The following is a 23,317-nucleotide window of genomic DNA, read 5'->3' on the forward strand; positions in this document are numbered from 1 at the left end:
CAAATTATAACTCTTTACCATGCTGTTCAAAAAACACTCACGAAAGATCAACACGACCTAGCAAACGCTTTAAAACTGGCTGGTGATTACTCGTCGTCCACTTTTGGTGCGACTTTCTTCTTAGGGATAAACACGGTATCACCCACGGCCACATTTTGGTGGAAGCTCTTATCGCGCTTAACTGGTTTCTTCGGCGTTTTCTTCGCTTGAGTGTTGGTCTTCTTCTTAGCAGGACCGCCTTTAGCAAACGCAGGTTTACGTGGCTTAATGCCTTTGAATTTACCTTTTAGGCCTTCAAGTACAGAGAAGGTCAAATCTTGTTGAAGGTAAAGTTCAACACGCTTGAAGCTGTCCCAGTCTTTTGGACCAACCAAAGAAATCGCATCGCCTTTGTTACCCGCACGGCCAGTACGACCTACACGGTGCACGTACTCTTCCGTATGCTTAGGCATATCAAAGTTGATAACGTGGCTCACGTTTGGAATATCAATACCACGTGAAGCAACATCGGTAGTTACCAAGATCTTGTAAACCGCACGCTCGAACTGGCTCATAATAGCATTACGTTGCGTTTGGTTTAGGTTACCACTCAGTGCTACCGCTTTAAGCTTCTTCTCGTTCAACTTATCTGTTAAACGGTCAGTATCAGCGCGTGTTGCAGTGAAGATCATCACCTGACGGTATTCAGCTTCTTCAATCACACGATCCAAAATCGCTTCTTTATGATCGAGGTGGTCACACAGGTAGAACTTCTGAGTGATATCAAGGTGCTGCTCGTTAGAAACACCAACAGAGATACGCTTGGGTGCGTCTAGCATTTCATTTGCAATGCCATTCACTTCAGCGTGATCAAGCGTCGCAGAGAACATCAACGTTTGACGACGACGGTGCTTAGCTGCATTCGCAATGCGACGCAATTCAGGTGCGAAACCTAAATCCAGCATACGGTCAGCTTCATCAAGAATTAGCGTTTCAACACCATCTAAAAACAGTGAGCGGTGCTCAAGGTGATCGGCCAGACGACCTGGAGTCGCAACAATAAAACGAGGGTACTTACGCAGGGCTTTAACCTGGTCGTTAAAGTTTTCACCACCCAAGATAAGTGTGGCTTCGTAAGACAGACCGCCAAGCATGCTACGCAGCTCGCCGTAAACTTGTTTTGCTAGCTCACGAGTAGGAGCCAAAATTACACCACGAGGATCTTTAGCAGAAAACGCTTTTGTTTTTAATGCTTTATGTATCATCGGCAACACAAACGCCAATGTTTTACCTGATCCCGTTTTTGATGAAGCCAATAGATCCTTACCAGCAATAGCAACAGGGATCGCTTTTGATTGGATCTCTGTCGCCTTCTTGAAGTCGTAATGTTTTAAGTTCTTCAGTAAGCGGTTATCTAAGCCTAAATCTTTAAAGTGCAAAGGACTCTCCAGTCATGATGGTATTGAATAAAATTAATTTAACGTGACATGATACCGCGAAAGTACTTTATAAGGATAGAGATCACAGTAAATTTATCCCTTTATCTATCTTTAGCTAGAACAACGTATGCATTGCTAGCAAAGGGATAGCTCTCCAAAAACACCTTCAAGTCGTCTCTAAATCCTTCATCTCATAAATGAGACACAACGTGATACTTAGCTAATTAACTCAAAAATTTAGCAATTTCTTTAGTTATTGTTTTTGCAGTTAAAAAATTAGTCGCTACAATCATTAATGAAGCGACTATATGATAAAGAATGTATAGCGCATCTTTTGATGATAAATAAGCAAGGAGTTCTTATGAATAAGACGTTAATCGCAGCTGCAGCATCAGTTTTCATTTTAGCCGGTTGTTCTTCAGAACCAGAAGAAGCTGCAGTGTCAGAAATGGATCAACTAACTAACCAAGTGGCGCAACTTACAAGCGAAGTTGAAGCACTTAAGAGTGACAAAGCAGCCGCAGAAATGAAGGCTCAAGAAGCAGAAGCAGCCGCTATGGCAGCGAAAGAAGAAGCGGATCGTGCTAACGAACGCATCGACAACATCGCTGAGTCTTACACTAAGTAGTTTGAGATCTAATCGCGATTAAGCTGTAGATTAAATAAGTCGCAAAAAGCAGTATATAGACAGCACCACTTCTTATCGGATGTGGTGCTTTTTTTGGGTGACACTAATGCGAGTAAACAAGATAAAACCGCCCCTTGTTGCAGAAGAGGCAATCGAATTAAAACTCAATCACAGGTGGTGCTATCTCTACAGGTACGCCGTTTTGAGCAAAGATAACCGCTTTCGCCTTTGAATTTGGCAGTTCTGCGTCTTCAAGCCACCATTTTAGTTCCACAGGGATCTGTAATGATTTCTTTGAACCATCACTTCGAGTTAATGGCTCGTGCGCTTCTACAAACACACTTCTATCAGGCTCTAATGACACCTTAATCGGCTCATTGATAATGGTGACCTGTTCACCACGGTTCACTTGCTCAAACAGCCACTCAATGTCTTTAGGTTCCATTCGGATACAACCAGAGCTAACTCGTAAACCTATCCCGAAATCTTTGTTTGTACCATGGATCAAATAGTCGCCAGCGCCATAAGCAAGCCTCAAAGCGTACTCTCCCAATGGATTTTCCGGCCCGGCAGGAACCACTCTCGGTAATTCAATGCCCTTTTCAAGATACTCGTTGCGGATTGAATTTGGTGGCGTCCATGTTGGATTCGGTCTTTTTTGGCTTATCTTGGTGATCATCTCGGGAGTATCACGCCCCACTCGACCGATGCCGACAGGGAAAACATGCACCTGATTTTTCTCAGGCTCAAAGTAATACAACCTTAGCTCAGCAAGATTGATGACAATCCCCTTTCTTGGGGTGTCAGGCAAAATCAAGCGGCTAGGAATGCTTAACACATAGCCTTCCGCGGGAAGAAAAGGATCCACCCCTTTGTTGGCTGCCATTAAAGAGAGAAAACCAATATCGTATTGCTTGGCAATGATGGCCAAGGTTTCGCCCGCCGCCACTTCATGCTGCTGGATTCTGCCCACAATGCGGCTTTCTGTCGGTGGCAATTCAAAGGTTGCAGCAGACACCCACGATGAAGCTATCCCGCTGGCAAGCAAAGTAGTTCTTACAACAAGCGACGCCGCCCTGTGGAGTCGTGTTTTCATTGACTGCAAAGGCGTCGAGTTAACGCAATACGACATACAAATCCTTGGTTTGTCTTTTATCAAAGTTTAGATTATCTCTGATCAAACGTCTCTACAACGTATTGTTGTCTCGAAACTAATAGGCAACAAGTTTATATGTAAGCCTTTTCTTCTCATTCACTTGCAATTTACCCATACAAAATCGATTGCCTTTACGCTTTCAACATATTTGGTTATCAATATTAATAAAACTATAATGGCAGACCTATTTTGTGACTAAAGTCTCATGGAGCCACGTTCTAACTCGCTAATATTGCCTCAACAAAACGAATTCAATTCAACAGAATCGGTAATTGATTAAATCCTGTTCCTATAATTACCGTTTAAACTTTGGAGAACGACCATGGCTACACCTCATATTAATGCTCAAGCTGGTGATTTCGCAGAAACAGTACTTATGCCGGGCGACCCGCTTCGCGCAAAATACATTGCAGAAACATTCCTTGATGACGTGAAGCAAGTTTGTGACGTTCGCAACATGTTTGGCTACACAGGCACTTACAAAGGTAAGAAAGTTTCTGTAATGGGCCACGGTATGGGTATCCCATCATGCTGCATCTACGTACACGAGCTAATCGCTGAGTTCGGCGTGAAAAACGTTATTCGTGTAGGTAGCTGTGGCGCGGTACGTGACGACGTTAAACTAATGGACGTTGTTATCGGCATGGGTGCATCTACTGACTCAAAAGTAAACCGCATTCGTTTCAACAACCACGACTTCGCTGCTATCGCTGATTTCGGTCTTCTAGAAGAAGCAGTAAACCAAGCTCGTGCACAAGAAGTTCCAGTTAAAGTTGGTAACGTATTCTCTGCAGACCTTTTCTACACTCCAGAAGCTGACCTTTTCGAAAAAATGGAAAAGCTAGGCATCCTAGGTGTTGATATGGAAGCGGCTGGTATCTACGGCGTTGCTGCAGACCTTGGTGCTAAAGCACTAACTATCCTAACAGTATCTGACCACATCATCCGTGGTGAAAAACTAAGTTCTGAAGAGCGTCAAAAGTCTTTCAACGACATGATGAAAGTTGCTCTAGAGACAGCAATCAACATCTAACGATTTGATAAAAGATACATTGAAAAGCGTTACCCCGCAGCCAGGCTCGCTTGGCTGCTCAAATAATCCCGAGGGGGAGATCGTGTCTAACGACAAGCTGCCAAAAGATGCGGATGGTTTGCAACTCAACTTTTGTAAAACATTGGCGTGTGACAACTTTGGCTTGAGCGATGCAAAACGGTATGTTTTGCAACACGCGAACCCTAAGCGTCCAGCGATGGTTTGTCGTGAATGTGGAGCTTTCCCCCCCTTACTTAACAATCGTGAAGTGTTAAGCGAACTTCATCGCCTAAGACAACTTCACAGCGACGGGCTCCCTGCTTGTCGTAATGATGATTGCGATAACTTCGGCTTATCGGTTCATACCCATAAACATCTTTATCATGCCTTCGGCTACAGTGGCGACAGGCAGCGTTATCGATGCAAAGACTGCCAAACAACCTTCGTTGATAAATGGTCTGGATCCAATAAAAAACTCCAATTTCAAGAGAACCTCATGGGCTTACTGTTCATGGGCTATTCCGTACGTGAAATCTGCCGAAAATTAGAGATCAACCCAAAGACTTTCTATGATCATGTTGACCATATCGCGAGCCGTTGTCGTCGTAAATTAGCGATGATCGATGCACGATGGGTTAACCATGCGAAAGATTACGAGTTCGCATCTCACTACCAGCGTCTGCAACCACAAAGTAACAACGGTGTGGTGTGGATAGCGACGGGCGAGGCGCATTCTGGCTATATACTTTGCCAACACGTTAACTACTCTCAAAATGAAGAACCATCAGGAAACGTCGACCATAACCCTTATGATGATGTGGCACGATTTGTATCCAAAGAGCACTCTTCAGAAGCAAATCTCGAACTGCCTCAGCCCTCTGACAAACTAAAAGAGCGCATTGAACAGCAGTACCAAGTGATTCTTGCGAGAGGTAACGTTGAGGACCCTATGGGTAACCTCACCACATTTAGTTACCCTTCAAAAGGCGCTCTCATTCGACCGCCTTATACCTCTTATGCTCACTTCTTACATGTGTTGGATATGTGTAACGAAGACAAGCATGTCGCCATCTATATGCCACAAGATCCATTACTAAGATCTGCCGCTTTAAGTGTATGTTTGCCGCGCATTCAGAGTCAAAATATTGACCTCATGTATGTCGAAGAAGATTCAGGCTGGCAAGACGACCAAAGTTTTGAAAAGATCGACATCGTTCACATGAGTTGGTGGCGAGATCGCTGGGCTATTGCCAATCAGGGTGATAACCAGAAAGGTATCTGCTACCTAACCGGTAACAATCCAGAACCAAAACAGTGGTTTAACACAGCCTCAATTCAACAAACTAAGTTCTATCAACAGCGCTTTCAGTTGTTATTTGATAGCTTTATTAATGAGCCCAGACGTAAGCTTCGTCCTGGGGGCATTCTTCCATTGCTCGACATATTTAGAGCTTGGCACAATCTGTGCTACCAAGATAAGCAAGGGCTCACGGCAGCACAACGCTTAGGCGTAGGGGAGCTGCCATTAACTCTAAAGCAACTACTTTCATAGCAACAAAGCCTCTAGGTAATTATTCGGGAACTCATTGATTTTAAAGCGACAACATGAGGTAACACCCATAATTAGAAAAGATCGATGTTCCTTTGACGCTCTACGAAAGATAATTGGTGCTTATCTCAAATTACACTCTTATAATGATTGTGTTATCAATATGTTCGATAATCATGGATGTAAGTCTTGGACAAAAATCAGTACCTTCTTGAAACAGAATTAGAAAAACTCAAAACTCGTGTCGACTCTGAGCCATCGGTGATCCTAGAGATTGCCCAACAGTGCCTAGTCCGATCAGAGCAAGTTCTGTTTGAAGAGGGTGCCATCCAGTCATTAATGTTAATGGCAAGATGTAGCTGGAACCTGATGGATTACCAAAAAGGTTTAAAATACATCAAGGAAGCCTACAAGCGCCAAAGCCGATTAGATACCGACCTTTTTCTCCCTGAAATCCTCCATTTACACGCGCTCCAGTTCTGGGGACAAGCCAAGTACTATTCCGCCCAACAGTTCTGGATCAATGCTTTAGAGCAGTCCGCGTTGGTTGATGAAGTCGAAATTCAAATTGAATGCCTCATTGGCCTTGGCAATATTTGGCGGATGACCCACGAATATAAACTTGCACGTTCTACCCACCAGCTTGCCGTTAAAGTTGCTAACAACAGCCGCATTGGTTGGTTAGAGGGTAAAGCCAGAATACTGCTTGCGTGGGATTACTACCTGCTCAACAACTATGTTGAAATGCTGTCGGTATTGGACGGTGCAGAAGAAGCATTAAAAGACCATAAAGATAACACTTGGCATGCAGAGGTATGGGACTTTCGAGGCCTTGCCCTACTTGGTCTTGAACGCTTAGATGACGCGGAGCGCGCCACGGCCAAAGCGCACAATCTGGCAGTTGAACACAACCTAGTTTGGATGAAGGCGCACTCATACATCAGCCGAGCTAGATTGGAGCTCCTGAGAAAAAGACCAGAACAAGCGGCGGAATTACTGAGGCTCGCAGAACAATCCGCAAACGAGTTCGATAATGGCGAGTTGCTGAGCCAAATCTGTTACCAACAATCCTTGGTGGCGGAAGAAAACCAAGACTTCCAAGCCGCGCTCGTCGCCTTTAAAAAGTACCGTCAATATTCTATCGGCATGCTCAAAGAGCAAACGACACGTGTCGGTTTGGACAAAGCACGCAGTTCAAAACGCCAGCTTGAACAGAGAGCACGAAAACTGATTAACCGTATTCGCGGTCAACACGAGTACGACCCTGAGAAGCACCTCTCTTATGTTGTCTCTGAAACCTTTTGGTGGGAAAAATTGGTGCTGTTCAAGACAGAGCTTAAACGTTCAAACCACAGCATCATTATGTTCCATCATGTCGATACTGATTACTTAGATGTCTGTACCGAGATTGCTCATGCTTTATGTAACCAGAATGACTTCATCGCAAGGCTAAGTTCTGAACGTGTGGCCCTTATGCTTTCCGAAAAAGGCGAAGCCGCAGAGAAAACCTTCCAAACTCTCAGCACCATGCTCGATATCTATCCATGGCATAGAAAAGGATTAAAAGGTTCGAAACCAAGCGTCAGCCTCAATGATATTTTGACGTTCCCGTTCACGCTTGAACAACTCGAAGAAGACGATGCTGAGGTAATAGAATAATGGAAACTCTATTAAGCAAGATCACAGACGCCGGTTTAGACCCTTCATCAGTATCAGGTGAAGAAGCGATCATCTTCTGGAACCACATTCGTCAGCACGTTTCGACGACGCAAACAGAGCAAGCACACTGCTATATCATTAGCTCTGAGTACCGTGCTGAGTTACAACAAAATCAAACCAGCATCGAAGAGTTGAGACGAGCACTCGATCTGCTCCACCTTCCTGCCGATATCGAAGATATTCTGACAGTCAAAACCAGTTTAAGTGACCGCTTAGTTGAAACTGGTGATTACACCTCAGCACTCAATGAATTCGTCAGTTCATCGACTATCGCGGTTGAACACGGTCATATCGATGAGTATGTATTAGCTATTTTAGGCATGGGCAACCTGTGTGATTCCTATGGCGATCACAACAGAGCACTTCGTTACTACCAAAAAATCAGCAGCATAGACCATGCGATAAGCAGTCGCTCACTTCGCCTCAAATTCAAGCTGCATATGGTAGCAAGCCTACTTCTACTCAATCGCATTACAGCAGCCAGCGATTTACTGAATGAGTGCGAAGAACTGAGTATTTTGGTCAGTGACAAGTTGCTCACAGCTCAAATACTGCTTTACCAAGCAAAGGTGCTGCGCGCTAAGAAAAAACACCATGAAGCGCTACGCTGTCTGTCTAAGATTCAATACCCAGCCAACAGCACTCAAGCAAGCTGGCTTGCAACCATGACTCGTCTAGAGCTCGCACATTGCCTAAGTGCAACCGGCAAGCAAGACTACGCGAGCATGATTTTGTCGAGCACAGACAAACGCGTGAAAGCCTACTCGTCGCCAGTACTTGCAAAACGATTCTACGATTCGCTGAGTGATGTGTGTATGAATCAAGGGCGTTTTCAAGAAGCGCTAAGCTATGAGAAAAAAGGCTACCGAATTGAAACCGATCTGATGAAGCAGATCCCGATCAGTGAACTCGGTGCAAGCCAACTACGCCGCCTGTCCCGTTTTGAATTACAACTCAAACTCATTCTCTCTGAACAAGAGAACAAAGAGCTCAAAGAGACAACGGAACAACACAAGAATGCGGTTGCTCAGCTTCAACAAGACGTATTCACCGATCCATTGACAGGGTTACACAACCGCCGCTGGTTAGATGTGAAACTGAAAGACATGCTGCTGCACGATACCTCTTTCGCGCTGATGGTTATTGATATTGACCACTTCAAGTCTATCAATGATGAACTGAGTCACTTAGTGGGCGATAAAGCGATTGTTAGTGTGTCTCAAGAGCTACGTTCATACTTTAAGTTTAGAGGCGCGTCATGTGTCAGATTTGGTGGAGAAGAGTTCCTCGTCATTCTAGAGAACACTGATCTTCCGAAGGCAGAAATGCACTCTGAAAATTATCGAGAGCGCATCTTCCAATTTGGATGGCATGAAATACTTGGGGAGCGTGGTTTGACCGTGAGTATTGGTATCACTTTGCATCGTGACGGAGAGAATACTCAACGCACCTTCTACCGTGCGGATAAAGCGCTATACCGAGCTAAAGCCAACGGCCGGAATCAAGTGTGTATAGAGTAGTGGCATATAGCTCTGTAGCTTAGGCCAACTGCTTATTGATAAAAGAACAGAGAAATACCAGCAAGGGCGGCAAGTGTGCCTATGATACTTTGCTTTGACACCTTCTCCCCTTTCAGCGCATAAATCACCAAAATAAAGACCGGGCTGGTCGCTATCAACGTTTGTGCAATCGCAGGGTTAGCATTCTTCAACGCCACTTGTTGAAGCCATAGAGCGAGAAACGTCCCGACAAAGATTGCTCCTAATAACCACAGTTTATCGAGCTTGGTCATTTCCCATAAATCTCTTTTTATCGATGAATACGGCTTCTTTTCAACGAAAGGGATAATCAGCATCACAGCAAACACGCCAATCGTCAGGCGAATCAAAGCACCTAACAATGGTGGGATATCACCCGCCACTAACGCGTAATGAGAAATAACCACACCAGATGCCTGACAGACACTCGCCACAAGCCCATAACCAATGCCACCCCACTGCGCTTTGTTATTCGATTCACCGCTCGCCGATTTTGATGGCTGGAAGACAACGAAGGTCACCGCTAGTGTTGTAATCACGACACCGAGCCAACTTTGCACTGTCAATACAGCGCCCAGGAACATTAATGCCAGCACACCAGAAAGAGGCGGGGCTAAAGATTCCAGTAACAGCGTCTTATTGGCACCGATTCTTTTCAACGCCGCAAAATAGGCGCTATCTCCAATCGCAATGCCAATCACACCTGAAATTGCCAATATCAGAAAATGGTTGGTACTCAGTTCAAACTCCGGCATCGGAATAAGAGGCATCACCAGCAACATCATCCCTGACGCCACTACACCCTTAACAATGTTCAATTGCATCGCAGAGAAGCGATGACCAAACTGTCCATAAATCCATGTCGCACACGCCCACACAATCGCAGCACCAATAGCCGCCAATTCACCTATATACATCCGTGTTTATCCTTTGTGGTTGTGCACGTCATTTAGAATCGTAGCTGTCATCATTTCAGCTAAAATACCAACCAGAAAGCCGAAATAGCCTCTTCAAACGCGATGAGATTTATAAGATTCGTCAATGGTTTTGCTCACATTAGAAGCGAACACTCATTATTTATAACTCAGCAAATCATTTTTATAACAATTACTTGGATGATAGCGTACTATATTTATAACTAACATCTAACATTACAAGGATCTGTTATGTTTTTAGACTACTTTGCACTCGGCTTACTCATTTTCGTTGCTCTAGTCATCTTTTACGGCATCATCGTTATTCACGATATCCCTTATGAAATAGCCAAAGAACGTAATCATCCTCACCAAGACGCAATTCACGTCTCAGGCTGGGTTAGCCTATTCACTTTGCACACAATTTGGCCCTTTCTATGGATTTGGGCAACATTATGGCGGAAAGACCGAGGCTGGGGCTTCGAAAAACTCGAAGAAGAGCAGCACGATATTCATCACCGAGTGGATGTTTTAATCGATCAAGTTAGCACCCTTCAAGAAGAGATCGCACAGCTCAAACAAGCAAATACTAAACAAAGCAGCACAAAAAAAGAGTCAAACAACGTTCAAGATCAGGAGGCTAAGTAATGGATTTACTACTGATAATGACCTACGCGGCACTTTGTATCACTATTTTCAAAGTATTTAATATCCCACTAAACAAATGGACAGTGCCTACCGCAGTGCTCGGTGGTGTGGTCATCGTAGGAACATTGATCCTATTAATGAACTACAACCATCCTTTCACACAACTTGGCAACCAAGTTTACTCAACGACTCCAATTGTTTCAGGCGTTAGAGGTAAAGTCATTGAGGTTCCTGTTGAGGCGAATTCTCCTTTAAAGAAAGGAGACATCCTCTTTAAAATTGACCCTATCCCTTTTGAAGCAGAAGTCGCCAAGCTCGAAGCGAAAGTAAAAGAAGCAAGCCAAGGAGCACTTGGGCTTGAATCTCAAGTTGCTGAAGCTGAAGCTGCTAAAATCAAAGCGATTGCAGAAAGAGACAAAGCGCAACGCGAATTTTCTCGTTATAAGCGTGGCTTTGAAAGTGGTGCGTTTACCGAACAACAATTGGATACTCGTAGACAAGCTTATAAGGCATCGGAAGCAGCAGTAAAAGTAGCAGAAGCAAGTCAACAACAAGCTCAGATCGCTCTAAATTCTGAAATTGGTGGCGAGAACACCGCAGTGGCAGGATTACTTGCAGACTTACGTAAGGCTCAATTCAACCTTGACCAAACGGTCGTGAGAGCACCAACGGATGGATATGTTACACAACTAGCACTGCGTCCAGGCGTAATGGCTGTACCGCTACCTCTTGCTCCTGTCATGACATTTGTCCATACGGAAGAAAAATACTACATCGCAGCATTCAGACAAAACTCATTGCAACGACTGCATCCTGGTTTCGAAGCTGAATTTTTATTCAGAGCACTACCAGGCAAGATTTTCAAAGGACGCATTGATGAAATAATCCCAGCTATTGGTGAGAGTCAAATTCAAGCGCGCGGGACACTTATTGGTACCAATGCACTTCGTACTAATGGACGCGTATTTGCTAAAATGACCATCACTGATGACCTGTCTGACTACCAATTACCTATGGGTACCGCGGTTGAAGTTGCCGTTTATTCTGACAGCTTCACCCACGTTTCAATCATGCGCAAGGTCCTTATTCGCATGAAGAGTTGGCAAAACTATCTATACCTAGACCACTAAACGGTCAAAGGTACGTGACGAACCCGCTTAACACATAGTTAAGACGAATGAAAAAGTCAGACTCGCTCTGGCTTTTTTGTTGCTGGATTAACCGTAAAATTACGCTTTTTACACGATATTTAGGTGTTCAGATGGAATTTTAGACATCTAGACACTTACCTTCCCTTATGAAAGGGTTCTACTGTATAATGCGCGCCTTATTTTTTATATTTGCCCAAAAAACGTTCTCATTGAGACGCATATTAATAATGGCGAATATTTATTCTTTATTTTGCTTTATTTTTCAGAATTCGAGGTTATCTATGAACTTTTCAGCTAAAACAGTGGTCGTTATCGCCATTGGCGCGGCACTGTACGGCATTGGTGGTTTACCTATGTTTGGTGTCCCAGTGTTTGCTAACACGACATTGAAACCAGCAATGGCAGTTCTAGCACTGTTTTCTGTTTTGTTCGGCCCTATTGTTGGCTTCTTAGTTGGCTTTATCGGTCACTGGGTAACGGATCTGTTCGCAGGCTGGGGTGTGTGGTTAACTTGGGTTTTAGGCTCAGGTATCGTAGGCATGGTTATCGGCTTATTCCCGATGTTGACCAAGAACCGCCTTCAGCAAGGTGAGTTGCCTATGAAGGACTTCGCGCTGTTTGTGGTACTTGCCCTTGCCGGCAATGTGGTTGGTTACGGCTGCTCTGCATTCCTAGATACCATCCTTTATGCAGAACCGTTTACTAAAGTCTTCACTCAACTCTCTATCATTGCTGCGGGTAACACCGTTCTGATCGCTGTTGTTGGCTTACTGATCCTAAAATCAGTCGCTAAACGCAACAAACAAAGCCGTAACCTGACTGAGGCATAAGCGATAATGACTATAGCATTTTCGAACTTCTCTTTTAGATATGAGTCGCTGGATAAACCGACGCTAAAAAATATCAATCTAAGGATAGAGAAAGGAGAGAAAATCGTCATTATTGGACCAAGCGGTAGTGGTAAATCTACCCTAGGTCAATGCCTTAACGGTCTGATTCCTCATGCTATCAAAGGTGAGGTGACTGGCTCTCTAGAGATCAACGGTAAGAACATTTCTGATTTTTCTATGCACGACTATACCGAGCAGGTTGGCACAGTATTACAAGATACTGATAGCCAATTTGTCGGTTTGAGTATTGGCGAAGACATCGCATTCGCACTGGAAAATCAGTTAGTGTCGAACATTGATATGTACCCTCTGGTTAAGTCGACAGCAAAAATGGTCGACTTAGCAGATATGCTTGATCGCTCGCCACATGATTTATCCGGCGGCCAGAAACAACGCGTGTCATTAGCGGGCATCTTAGTTGATGACGTTGACATCCTGTTGTTTGATGAACCTTTGGCTAGCCTTGACCCGAAAACGGGTAAAGCGACTATCGAAATCATCGACCAACTTCATAAAGAAACCAACAAGACTATAGTCATCATCGAGCATCGCCTTGAAGATGTACTACATCGCGATATCGATCGAGTGATCTTGATGGAGCGCGGTGAAATTGTCGCGGACATGACACCCGATGAAATCTTAGCTTCTGAACTGCTTGAAACACACGGTATTCGTGAACCACTTTATTTATCTGCTCTGAAGGCAGCGAAAGCACCTTTGACCAGTGAAGATAAGCTATCAAACCTCAAAGCTCTCGATTACAAAAGATTCCGCCCTGCGGTTCAGGCTTGGTTTGCAGAGCGCCCGACTCCAGTTGCCGAGAAGCAGTACCAACCTTTGCTTGAGGTCCACGGCCTGACTTACTCTTACGATGGTGAAAAGAACGCTCTCGAAGATGTCAGCTTTAAGATTGGCAAAGGCGAGTTTGTTTCGATTCTGGGCAAGAACGGTTCGGGTAAATCTACCATCACCAAACTCATCATGGGTGTGATCGATGCCGATTCAGGCTCTTCCTATCTAAATGGTGAAGACTTATCTGAGCTTTCTATCTTCGAAAGAAGCCAAAAGGTCGGTGTGGTAATGCAGAACCCAAATCATATGATTTCGCATCATATGATTTTTGACGAGATTGCTTTTGGTCTTCGTAACCGCAATATTGCAGAAGAGCTGATTAAAGAAAAAGTTGAAAACATTCTTGAGCTGTGTGGGCTGAGTAAGTTCCGTCACTGGCCTATCGAAGCTTTGAGCTACGGTCAGAAAAAGCGTGTAACCATCGCTTCTATCTTAGTGTTGGAACCTGAACTCCTCATCTTGGATGAACCAACAGCAGGCCAAGATTACCGAAACTACACGTCAATGTTGGCGTTTATCCAAAAGCTTAACCGCGATTTGGGTATTACTGTGGTGATCATCTCACACGACATGCATCTCGTTCTAGAGTACACCACACGTTCAATCGTAATCGCAGACAGCAAGCTTATTGCCAATGCCGCCATGACAGAAGTGTTTAGTCAGCCATCGCTTCTAGAACGTGCAAACCTCTGTACCACTAGTATTTATGAACTCGCGACTATGATGAAAATCGACGATACCAATGCGTTTATGCAGTACTTCATCGACTACGAGAGAAGTTCTCTATGAACGCATCAAAAGTAAAATTCGGCATCAACTACATTGATACCAAATCCCCCCTGCACGCATTGAATGGCATCACGAAATTTGCACTCTTCTTAGCTTGGGTAACCGTGGTATTGACTACGTTCGACCTGAGATTGATTACGCTGCTTATTATTACTGGTTTATACCTGTTAAAGCTCACCAATGTGCCTATACGCGTGTATAAGCCTTTGTTATTAGGCACGGCGAGTGTCTTAAGTCTAAATGCTTTATTCATGTTCCTGCTTGCTCCGCAGCAAGGCACTGAGCTCATCGGTAGCGAAACTGTATTACTGACATTACCGGGTAACTACTCGTTGAGCCAGGAGACTCTGTTTTACTTAGTCACGGTTACGCTCAAGTACATGAGTATGTTCCCGATAGCGTTAATATTCGTCTTCACTACGCACCCGACTGAGTTTGCAGCGAGCCTCAACCGTATCGGCGTTCCGTACAAGATCGCCTATGCGGTAAGCTTAACGCTGCGTTACTTGCCAGAAGTTAAGAAGGACTTCATCAATATCATGCATGCTCAGCAAGCTCGTGGTGTTGAACTCTCGAAGAAAGCGCCCCTAATAACTCGAATCAAAAACGTGGCTAAGGTTCTAGGACCGCTCATTTTCTCTAGCTTAGACCGCGCAGACGAGATCTCTAACGCAATGACGTTACGAGGCTTTGGCCGACACAAGGCACGTACTTGGTATAGCTATGCGCCTTTGAAACGTATCGACTTTGTTTGTTTGAGTGTCATTGCTTTTATTGTGGTGTTGGCCATAGCGAAACGCATTCTTGAACCTGAATTGTTTTGGTATCCATTCTAAGTTTTCATTTACCACATATAAACAACGACTTAAAATTACACACCGCTCAATAGGGCGGTGTTTTTATGTGTGCCAAGATCTGATTAACAATTGAACCAATAACTCAATACTGACTATTTTTGACGATAAACTGACCGTTTACTTACGTCTTTGGTTTGAAATCTAATTTAGAAACTCTTAATATACACGTTTGCAGAATGTTACACTCAATAGAGATTTGTAATGGCTCGAATTACTCAAGTACAGAAATTAGAAAACCAAAAGAACTACGATGAAATCGTACTAAACCTTTTTCTGGCTGAAGGACATGAAGCACTAACTTATGCAAGGATTGCGCAAGAAATTGGCATTAGTTTAACGACGCTTCAGGGCTATTATTCATCGACCCGCGCTATCCGCTCAGTGCTTCACAAGCACATGTTGTCGATTGTTATCGAGAGCCTCGACTTCTCGTCAGAGGAGGTGTTTGTTAAATCTTGGCAAGACGCTCTAGATAACGAACGGTTCCGATACGTGATTAAATTGATGTTTTTCCACGCATCACAAGTAAAGACTCCAGAAGAATTTAATGTCAGTTCAGATGGTCAATTTCGTGAGAAGATGTTTGAGAACTTTGGGACAGATTCGGTTCGTATCCTTGAAACTGTAGTAGGTCGCTCAATGTTCTATCTAACGAATTTCAACAAGCATTAAGCCAAACAGATACAAAAAAAAGGGAGCCTTCAGGCTCCCTTTTTCATATTCTCAGTTTGTTTATAGACCTAATTTAGCTTATAGAAAACGGTCGATAGTGGCGGTAAACGCAACTCAATCGATGTGTCTAAACCTTCGCTTTCTACTGATTCAACCTTAGCAACCGGCTTCACTTCAAAGCCACTGCCTGCATAATCCGCAGAGTCTGTATTCAATAACAAAGAGTACTGACCTTGTGCTGGAACACCTAAGCGGAAGTGCTCATGAGGAACGGGGGTAAAGTTAGAAACCACCAATACACGCTCGCCTGATTCACTGATACGCTCATGAGCTAAGATACTCGCTTCAGCTGAATCCTGTAGACGCCATTCAAAACCTTTCGGGTCGAAATCAAGATCATGCATTGCAGCTTCAGAACGGTAAAGATTGTTCAAATCTTTCGTTAAGCGCTGAACACCTTGATGACGTTCATAATCTAGCAAGAACCATTGCAGTTGATCATCGTGGTTCCATTCCGCCGTCTGACCAAATTCAGCACCCATGAAGTTCAGCTTCTTACCTGGTTGCGCATACATGTAACCCATATAAGCACGTAGGTTTGCCGTTTGCTGCCATTCATCACCAGGCATCTTGTTGTGGATAGAACCTTTACCGTAAACCACCTCATCGTGAGACAGAGACAATACATAATTCTCACTGTGTGCGTAAACCAGTGGGAAGGTAATCGTATCGTGGTGATATTTACGGTTGATTGGGTCTTCTTGAATGTAAGACAAGCTGTCGTGCATCCAACCCATGTTCCACTTAAAGCCAAAGCCTAAGCCGCCCATAAAAGTCGGTGCTGAAACACCAGGGAAAGCCGTTGATTCTTCAGCAATCGTCATCGCATTCGGAAAGTGTTTATACACTTCTTCGTTCATCCACTTAAGGGTTGCGATAGCGTCGTAGTTTTCGTTGCCGCCATCCGCATTCGGGATCCATTGGTCATGGCTACGCGAATAGTCGAGGTACAACATCGAAGCAACCGCATCAACACGGATGCCATCAATGTGGAATTGCTCGAACCAGTACAGTGCATTAGAAACTAAGAAACGACGAACATGCTCTTTGCCTAAATCGTAAATGTACGAGTTCCAATCTTGATGCCAACCACGACGTGGATCTGGATCATGGAATAATGGCGTACCATCGAAGTTTGCTAGGCCGTGATCATCACTTGGGAAGTGAGCAGGAACCCAGTCCAGAACAACGCCAAGACCCGCTTGGTGACATTGATCGACGAAGTATTTGAAATCATCTGGAGAGCCAAAACGGCTAGTCGGTGCAAATAGACCTACAGGCTGATAGCCCCAAGAACCGTAGAATGGATGTTCTGAAACTGGCATTAGTTCAACGTGCGTGTAGCCAAGATCCGTTAGGTATGGGATCAGCTCTGCCGCAAGCTCGCGATAATTTAAGAATTCACCTTCAGCGTTACGCTTCCAAGAACCTGCATGCAATTCATAGAACGAAAGCGCTTCTTTGCGCTTTTGCGTTACCGGGCGATTTTGCCATTGAGTATCTTGCCACTGGTAACGAGCGTGATCGTAAGTTACAGATGAGAACGATGGGTATTGCTCAGAGTAGAAACCCCATGGGTCAGCTTTGTGTGGTAAGCCTTCGCCATTTGGTCCTTTTAATTCAAACTTGTATTGAGCGCCTTCTTCCAGTTCAGGAATGAATAAGCCCCACATACCGTAATCTAGGCGTTGCATTGGGTGGCGGCGACCATCCCAAGCGTTGAAGTTACCCACCAAGCTTACCGCAGTTGCATGCGGTGCGTACACCAAGAAACGCGTACCTGAAATCGTCTGTCCATCACGCTCTAGCGTAATAAACTGAGCCCCCATGTGATGATACATATCTTTCGGTGTATGAAGATCTTCATAACTCGCGTACAAATCGTGGTACTGGTAAGGATCATCGATGATCTGTTCTACGCCAGCCCAATCAACCGCAAGCTTATAGTGAGTAAAACGTAAGTCTCTCTCTTGCTTAAGAATGAAACCACTTTCACCCTCTCGCGCTAACTCAATACGAGGTTCCTTTCCAACAATCAACTCGACTTTATCTGCCCCAGGAATCCACACACGTAATGCACCTTGCTCAGAAGGTAGGTATGGCCCTAAAAACGCGAATGGGTCTGTGAAACAAGCCTGTGATAGTTGGGTATATATTTGTTTTTGCTTTGAAATCGAACTTAGTTCCAAAACGTTTCTCCCTAACCAAACATCCAAAAAACATAATACAAAAATGCCCGCTATTAGTGCGGGCAATATAACGACGGTTTATTCTACCAGATGAGCATTCATTATTGAGTGACCGAGGTTGTAGTTTCGTACGGCGTAAGCAAAAAACCACCTAATTTCAAGTCACTCACGTCATTACTTACCGGCTTTTTCTCGAACGTCAGTCAGCTTAGAAGCGATACGATTAACGCCTTCGTAAGCAAATATTTCGTCCAAGTTCATTGATAGTTTACGACGCCAGTTAGGGTATTCATCAACCGTGCCAGGAATGTTTACTGGCTTGTCCATCTCTAGCCAATCTTCTAGCTGAACGCTCAGTAGTGTTGAACCACCAGCCGCTACGTGCAGTTGAAGTGCCTCAGCAAGGTAAGAGTCCATCGGTACTTGGCTCGCATCGCGGCCCACACCTTCTGGTAGGAAACCATGCCATGCTACTGAATCTAAGATACCTTGCTTGCACTCTAGGCGGTCATCGAACAAGGTTTCTAATTGTTCTGCATCTGGGTATAAGCCAATCTCTTGGCCCATTTTCAGGTCATCACAGTGCCAGAAGCCACGAAGCGTTGGCATATCGTGAGTACACAGTGCCGCCATCGATTGTGATGCGTAGTGTTTTGGTGAGATGAAACCACCGTCATCTTCTGATGTTTCGAAGAAGAACACTTTGTAAGAGTGCACGCCAGCATCTGCAAGGATGTCGACAATCTCATCCGGTACCGTTCCTAAATCTTCACCGATAACGCTACATTGGTAACGGTGAGATTCAAGCGCCAGAATAGACAGCATATCTTGTACTGGGTAGTAGATGTACGCGCCCTTAGTTGCGTTCTCACCCTTTGGAATCCACCACAAGCGCAGTAGACCTAAAACGTGGTCGATACGCAGTGCACCACAGTGCTTCATGTTCGCACGAAGTAGCTTGATGTAAGCGTCGTAGCTTGTTTCTTGAAGCACTTCTGGGTTTAACGGAGGTAGACCCCAGTTCTGACCCAAAGGACCAAGAATATCAGGTGGAGCACCAATGCTCGCATCCATCACTAGGTTGCCTTCGTCAGCCCAAGTCTCGCTGCCTGAATCTGCAACACCTACCGCTAAGTCACGGTACAGGCCAACAGCCATGCCCTTCTCTTCTGCAAGAGACTGTGCATCGTTGATCTGGCAATCTGCTAGCCATTGCAGGTACATGTACAGATGAACGTTTTCTAAGTTCTCTTTGATGTATTTCTGTGTCGCTGGGCTGTCGAATGTACGGTACTTCTCAGGGAATACCGGCCATCCCCACATGCCAGAATCTTCTGCATGCAGTTCACCATGTAGAGCATCAAACGCCGCTTGATGCATCAGGCTATCGCCACCCTCTTCTACGAAGGCTAAGAACGCTTGTGCACGGTCGCTGTTTTTGTCTAGATGACGAGTCTTAAATTCTGCGAATAGCAGAGGCAAGATGCTCATCTTAAGCTCAGACACTTCGGTGTAGTTTACCCAGTGTGCTTCACGCGCTTTTTGTAGACGCTGTTGGAACTCTGCGCTGCCGACTGTTTGTTGTGCTTCTGCACTTAGTGCAAATTCAGGAACTGAACTCACATCAATGTATAAGATGTTCAACCAGCGACGAGAAGATGGGCTATATGGGCTCGCACCTTCAGGGTTCGCAGGGAACAATGAGTGAATTGGGTTTAGACCAACGAAGTCACCACCACGAGAAGCGATATCCGCAACAAGCTGTTTTAGGTCACCGAAATCACCAATACCCCAGTTATGCTGAGTTCTTAGGGTATAAAGTTGAACACTGGGTCCCCAAAGCTTTTTGCCTTGCTCGATTGGTGACTGCTTGAAACACGCTTTTGGCGTAATAATCAGTGTCATCTCGTAAGGCTTCTTACGGCGCTTACGGCTCACAATGAGCTTGTGATAACCCCATGCCAAATCACTTGGCAATGCAAACACTAAAGGGCCACCCTCGGCACGCTCGTCACGAATGACTTGAGATTGAAGATAGCCTTCAAGTACCTCTCCTTGCTCGGTTTCTAAGCGCCAGCTGAACTCACTTTCACGAGCACTTACACCTAGATTAAGCGCCACTTCTACTGGCTCACCGTCACGCAAGACAAGAACTGGGTCTAGTACATCTTTTTTGTGTTTTCTTTCTGCTGACTTAAGCAGTGCATCATCGCTGCTTGTATCGTAGCCCAACGAAGCCAATAGAGACGTGATCGTCTCGTCTGATACTTGTGCTTCATCGCCCCACGCACTAACGTAACTGTCGGCAATGTTTGCCATTTCTGCGACTTGTTTTAATACGGTCTGTTCTTTCATCGCTCTCTCCGAAAACGTTCTGACGCTTTCTATTTTGTAGGGTTGTTAATTTAATTTTTACTAATCAATTAGCTTGTGACAATCGGTTTGTAAGCAGCTTGTTTATAAACGAAACCTTTAAGCCTTTCGTTTGCTCACAAGCTAATTGAGCCAAGGCAGAAACTGCCTTGGCTACTTTGGAAGTATTAACGGTTAACCGCTTCAAGTTTCCAGATGTTGTTCACGTAGTCGCGGATAGAGCGGTCTGATGTGAACTTACCAACCAATGCTGTGTTAAGAATTGCTTTCTTAGCCCAACCTGCTTGGTCTTTGTATTGCGTGCCCATGTCTTCGTGCGCTTTCACGTAAGATGCGAAGTCAGCAAGACATAGGTAAGGGTCACCACCGTCTAGCAGGCTATCAAACGTTGCACGTAGAAGGCCTGGTTGACCTGGAGTGAACTCATCGCCAGTCAGTAGGTCTAGAGATGCTTTCAGTAGTGGGTCTGCATTGTAGTAGTCGTATGGGTTGTAGCCTTGAGCTTTCAGAGCTTGAACACCATCAACGTCTAGGCCGAAGATGTAGATGTTTTCATCACCCACTTCTTCACGAATCTCAACGTTTGCACCATCCATCGTACCGATAGTTAGCGCGCCGTTTAGAGCCATCTTCATGTTGCCCGTACCAGATGCTTCTTTACCCGCTAGTGAGATTTGCTGAGAAACGTCTGCTGCAGGGATGATGATTTCAGCCATGCTTACACGGTAGTCAGGAATGAATACCACTTTCAGTTTGTTACCGATGCGAGGGTCGTTGTTGATCTTCTCTGCAATCTTGTTAACCGCGAAGATGATCTCTTTCGCTAGGTGGTAACCCGGTGCTGCTTTCGCTGCGAAGAAACATACGCGTGGCTCACATTCGAAACCAGGTTCATTAAGAATACGGTGGTACAGAGATAGAATGTGTAGCAAATCTAGGTGCTGACGCTTGTATTCGTGAAGACGTTTGATTTGAACGTCAAAGATAGCGTTAGTATCTAGCTCGATACCCATGTTCTCTTGAACCCAATCAGCTAGGCGCTGTTTGTTTTCTTTCTTAACAGCCATGAATTCTTTTTGGAATTTCGCGTCTGTTGCAAACTTAGCGATGCCTTCTAGCTGCTCAAGTTTTGCTGGCCATTCAGTGCCGATCTTACCCGTGATTAGCGCAGATAGACCTGGGTTACAGAACTTCAACCAACGACGTGGCGTGATGCCGTTCGTTACGTTAGTCAGTTTACCTGGGAAGATTTCGTTGAACTCAGGGAACAAGTCTTTCTTAACCAGTTGTGAGTGAAGCGCAGCTACACCGTTTACTTTGTAAGAACCAATCACACATAGGTTTGCCATGCGAACCATGCGGTGGAAACCTTCTTGGATGATAGAAAGCTTCGCTTGCTTCTCACCGTCACCAGGCCACATCTTGCGAACTTCTTGCATGAAGCGGTGGTTGATTTCAAAGATGATTTCCATGTGACGTGGAAGAAGACGATTGATTAAAGATTCAGACCAAGTCTCTAGCGCTTCTGGAAGTAGTGTGTGGTTCGTGTAAGCGAACGTGTGAGCACTGATTTCCCATGCTTGATCCCAAGATAGACCTTTCTCGTCAATCAGGATGCGCATTAGCTCAGGAATCGCGATCGTTGGGTGTGTATCGTTCAGCTGAATCGTTTCTTGCTTAGGCAGATCTTCTAGAGAGAAACCTGCTGCTTCGTGGCGACGTAGAATATCGCGAACCGATGCTGCTGAATGGAAGTACTGCTGCATTAGACGCAGTGTCTTACCTTTCTCGTGGTTATCGTTCGGGTAAAGAACCTTAGTGATGTTACCTGCATCGATTAGCGAGTGTTGCGCTTCGAAGTAATCACCGTTGTTGAAGCTTGCTAGTGAGAATGGTGCAATTGCCTGACATTCCCAAAGGCGCAGTGGGTAAACCGTGCTTGACTCGTAACCTACGATAGGTAGATCCCAAGGCATTGCTTTCACTTCCATACCTGGAACCCAAGTACGTACTTCTTTACCGTCGATGAATTCAACTTCTACATGACCGTAAAAACCAATGTGTTGTGCTAGTTCTGGACGAGCCACTTCCCATGGGTAACCTTCAACACCGCGCCATGCGTCAGGTGCTTCTTGTTGGCGACCGTCTTGGAAAGACTGCTTGAATAAACCGTATTCGTAGTGAAGACCGTAGCCTACTGTTGGGTATTCTTGAGCGGCACAAGAATCCATGAAACAAGCAGCTAGACGACCAAGACCACCATTACCTAGTGATGGGTCACGTTCTTCTTCTAGAAGGTCAGTTAGGTTTTGACCTAGCTCTTCCATTGCATGAGTGATCTGTTCGTATAGACCCATGCTGATCAGGTTGTTACCTGTTAGACGGCCAATCAAAAACTCAAGTGATAGGTAGTTAACGCTCTTCGCGTTCTTAATTTTTTCGTCATTTTCAGTTTCTAACAGATCAAATGTTGTGAGTTCTGCTAGCGCACGCCCCATTGCTAGGTACCATGCGCGGCTATCTGCGTTTTCAATCGTTGTTGCGTAGGTTGCAGATAAATGTTTCTTAACACTCTCTTGGAATGACACTTTATCGAAAGTTTTTTGCTGAGTTGGTTTCATTTCAGAAATCTCGCTTTTAATAGTTCTAATTCATCTGTGACATATCGTGCATGGTCACCATAAACTAAACATCCTCCCGCTAATGCAACTGACTAGGAGTAGATGGGAGGGCGTAGGGGGCGTACCGACTTAGGGTTAGTGATCTGACTCTCATGTTCTGACTGCGAACAAAAACTTGGAGTGACTAAGATCACAAGCTCCCGTTCGATAACTTAACTTCAATTGATGTGACTTTTATTTAACCCATTTAAAGTCATTGC

Annotated in this window: 17 protein-coding genes; 11 read left to right on the forward strand and 6 right to left on the reverse strand. The window is 44.8% G+C overall.

Translation table 11 applies throughout. The features are described 5' to 3' along the window. Window positions 1–86: 86 nt before the first annotated feature. Entirely contained in the window at window positions 87–1,418 is a 1,332-nt protein-coding gene (locus tag AB6E52_RS18865) for a DEAD/DEAH box helicase (RefSeq protein WP_050652532.1), read from the reverse strand. Between the two features lie 361 nt (window positions 1,419–1,779). On the opposite strand from AB6E52_RS18865, the gene AB6E52_RS18870 reads away from it, so the two are divergent. After that, complete coding sequence (locus AB6E52_RS18870; protein WP_017061882.1) at window positions 1,780–2,046, forward strand: Lpp/OprI family alanine-zipper lipoprotein; 267 nt, start codon at window positions 1,780–1,782, stop codon at window positions 2,044–2,046. Window positions 2,047–2,203: 157 nt separating this feature from the next. Here AB6E52_RS18870 and AB6E52_RS18875 read toward each other — a convergent pair whose 3' ends face one another. After that, window positions 2,204–3,178: a L,D-transpeptidase family protein gene (locus AB6E52_RS18875; RefSeq protein ID WP_029235199.1), complete on the reverse strand. Its 975-nt coding sequence runs from the start codon at window positions 3,176–3,178 to the stop codon at window positions 2,204–2,206. A 346-nt stretch (window positions 3,179–3,524) separates the two neighbouring features. Here AB6E52_RS18875 and deoD point away from each other — a divergent pair, with 346 nt between their 5' ends. From deoD to AB6E52_RS18895, 4 genes are all read left to right on the forward strand, one after another. Further along, entirely contained in the window at window positions 3,525–4,235 is a 711-nt protein-coding gene (deoD, locus tag AB6E52_RS18880) for a purine-nucleoside phosphorylase (RefSeq protein WP_017061880.1), read from the forward strand. A gap of 82 nt (window positions 4,236–4,317) precedes the next feature. Beyond that, window positions 4,318–5,787 carry a lactate dehydrogenase gene (locus tag AB6E52_RS18885; RefSeq protein ID WP_017061879.1) on the forward strand — a complete coding sequence of 490 codons (1,470 nt, stop codon included), beginning with the start codon at window positions 4,318–4,320 and terminating at the stop codon, window positions 5,785–5,787. 186 nt (window positions 5,788–5,973) lie between these two features. Further along, on the forward strand, window positions 5,974–7,443 hold the full coding sequence (locus AB6E52_RS18890; RefSeq protein WP_102321116.1) for a hypothetical protein: 1,470 nt from the start codon (window positions 5,974–5,976) through the stop codon (window positions 7,441–7,443). Then, entirely contained in the window at window positions 7,443–9,023 is a 1,581-nt protein-coding gene (locus AB6E52_RS18895) for a GGDEF domain-containing protein (RefSeq protein WP_102321115.1), read from the forward strand. The genes AB6E52_RS18890 and AB6E52_RS18895 overlap by 1 nt, the downstream gene beginning before the upstream one ends. Window positions 9,024–9,055: 32 nt before the next feature. On the opposite strand, the gene AB6E52_RS18900 is transcribed toward AB6E52_RS18895, so the two are convergent. Beyond that, a complete protein-coding gene (locus AB6E52_RS18900) occupies window positions 9,056–9,958 on the reverse strand; it encodes a DMT family transporter (protein WP_017061876.1) in 903 nt (300 codons plus the stop codon). A gap of 249 nt (window positions 9,959–10,207) precedes the next feature. On the opposite strand from AB6E52_RS18900, the gene AB6E52_RS18905 reads away from it, so the two are divergent. From AB6E52_RS18905 to AB6E52_RS18930, 6 genes are all read left to right on the forward strand, one after another. Then, the gene (locus AB6E52_RS18905) at window positions 10,208–10,603 is read left to right on the forward strand and encodes a DUF3302 domain-containing protein (protein WP_017061875.1); all 396 of its coding nucleotides are present in this window, start codon (window positions 10,208–10,210) and stop codon (window positions 10,601–10,603) included. Further along, entirely contained in the window at window positions 10,603–11,733 is a 1,131-nt protein-coding gene (locus AB6E52_RS18910) for an HlyD family secretion protein (protein ID WP_102321114.1), read from the forward strand. Before AB6E52_RS18905 ends, AB6E52_RS18910 begins: the two co-directional genes overlap by 1 nt. A gap of 302 nt (window positions 11,734–12,035) precedes the next feature. Beyond that, complete coding sequence (locus tag AB6E52_RS18915) at window positions 12,036–12,584, forward strand: ECF-type riboflavin transporter substrate-binding protein (protein WP_017066579.1); 549 nt, start codon at window positions 12,036–12,038, stop codon at window positions 12,582–12,584. A 6-nt stretch (window positions 12,585–12,590) separates the two neighbouring features. After that, window positions 12,591–14,285, forward strand: a complete 1,695-nt coding sequence (locus AB6E52_RS18920) for an ABC transporter ATP-binding protein (protein ID WP_102321113.1) — start codon at window positions 12,591–12,593, stop codon at window positions 14,283–14,285. Then, the gene (locus AB6E52_RS18925) at window positions 14,282–15,121 is read left to right on the forward strand and encodes an energy-coupling factor transporter transmembrane protein EcfT (protein WP_102321112.1); all 840 of its coding nucleotides are present in this window, start codon (window positions 14,282–14,284) and stop codon (window positions 15,119–15,121) included. Before AB6E52_RS18920 ends, AB6E52_RS18925 begins: the two co-directional genes overlap by 4 nt. Before the next feature lie 222 nt (window positions 15,122–15,343). Continuing rightward, window positions 15,344–15,814 carry a hypothetical protein gene (locus AB6E52_RS18930; RefSeq protein ID WP_102321111.1) on the forward strand — a complete coding sequence of 157 codons (471 nt, stop codon included), beginning with the start codon at window positions 15,344–15,346 and terminating at the stop codon, window positions 15,812–15,814. Window positions 15,815–15,882: 68 nt separating this feature from the next. On the opposite strand, the gene glgB is transcribed toward AB6E52_RS18930, so the two are convergent. From glgB to AB6E52_RS18945, 3 genes are all read right to left on the reverse strand, one after another. Next, on the reverse strand, window positions 15,883–18,063 hold the full coding sequence (gene glgB, locus AB6E52_RS18935; protein WP_102321110.1) for a 1,4-alpha-glucan branching protein GlgB: 2,181 nt from the start codon (window positions 18,061–18,063) through the stop codon (window positions 15,883–15,885). A gap of 174 nt (window positions 18,064–18,237) precedes the next feature. Next, on the reverse strand, window positions 18,238–20,418 hold the full coding sequence (gene malQ / locus AB6E52_RS18940) for a 4-alpha-glucanotransferase (protein WP_102321109.1): 2,181 nt from the start codon (window positions 20,416–20,418) through the stop codon (window positions 18,238–18,240). A 185-nt stretch (window positions 20,419–20,603) separates the two neighbouring features. Further along, window positions 20,604–23,057 (reverse strand): glycogen/starch/alpha-glucan phosphorylase, encoded by a 2,454-nt coding sequence (locus AB6E52_RS18945; protein WP_102321108.1) that lies wholly within the window; start codon window positions 23,055–23,057, stop codon window positions 20,604–20,606. Window positions 23,058–23,317 lie beyond the last annotated feature (260 nt).

It is taken from the genome of Vibrio sp. 10N.247.311.13 (assembly GCF_041467595.1).
Lineage (GTDB): Bacteria > Pseudomonadota > Gammaproteobacteria > Enterobacterales > Vibrionaceae > Vibrio > Vibrio crassostreae_C.

What these genes read in the sequence shown, in the direction of transcription:
- AB6E52_RS18870 (WP_017061882.1), top strand. Translation starts at nt 1,780, where the DNA reads ATGAATAAGACGTTAATCGCAGCTGCAGCATCAGTTTTCATTTTAGCC.
- AB6E52_RS18875 (WP_029235199.1), bottom strand. Translation starts at nt 3,178, where the DNA reads ATGTCGTATTGCGTTAACTCGACGCCTTTGCAGTCAATGAAAACACGA.
- deoD (WP_017061880.1), top strand. Translation starts at nt 3,525, where the DNA reads ATGGCTACACCTCATATTAATGCTCAAGCTGGTGATTTCGCAGAAACA.
- AB6E52_RS18895 (WP_102321115.1), top strand. Translation starts at nt 7,443, where the DNA reads ATGGAAACTCTATTAAGCAAGATCACAGACGCCGGTTTAGACCCTTCA.
- AB6E52_RS18900 (WP_017061876.1), bottom strand. Translation starts at nt 9,958, where the DNA reads ATGTATATAGGTGAATTGGCGGCTATTGGTGCTGCGATTGTGTGGGCG.
- AB6E52_RS18905 (WP_017061875.1), top strand. Translation starts at nt 10,208, where the DNA reads ATGTTTTTAGACTACTTTGCACTCGGCTTACTCATTTTCGTTGCTCTA.
- AB6E52_RS18910 (WP_102321114.1), top strand. Translation starts at nt 10,603, where the DNA reads ATGGATTTACTACTGATAATGACCTACGCGGCACTTTGTATCACTATT.
- AB6E52_RS18915 (WP_017066579.1), top strand. Translation starts at nt 12,036, where the DNA reads ATGAACTTTTCAGCTAAAACAGTGGTCGTTATCGCCATTGGCGCGGCA.
- AB6E52_RS18920 (WP_102321113.1), top strand. Translation starts at nt 12,591, where the DNA reads ATGACTATAGCATTTTCGAACTTCTCTTTTAGATATGAGTCGCTGGAT.
- AB6E52_RS18925 (WP_102321112.1), top strand. Translation starts at nt 14,282, where the DNA reads ATGAACGCATCAAAAGTAAAATTCGGCATCAACTACATTGATACCAAA.
- AB6E52_RS18930 (WP_102321111.1), top strand. Translation starts at nt 15,344, where the DNA reads ATGGCTCGAATTACTCAAGTACAGAAATTAGAAAACCAAAAGAACTAC.
- malQ (WP_102321109.1), bottom strand. Translation starts at nt 20,418, where the DNA reads ATGAAAGAACAGACCGTATTAAAACAAGTCGCAGAAATGGCAAACATT.
- AB6E52_RS18945 (WP_102321108.1), bottom strand. Translation starts at nt 23,057, where the DNA reads ATGAAACCAACTCAGCAAAAAACTTTCGATAAAGTGTCATTCCAAGAG.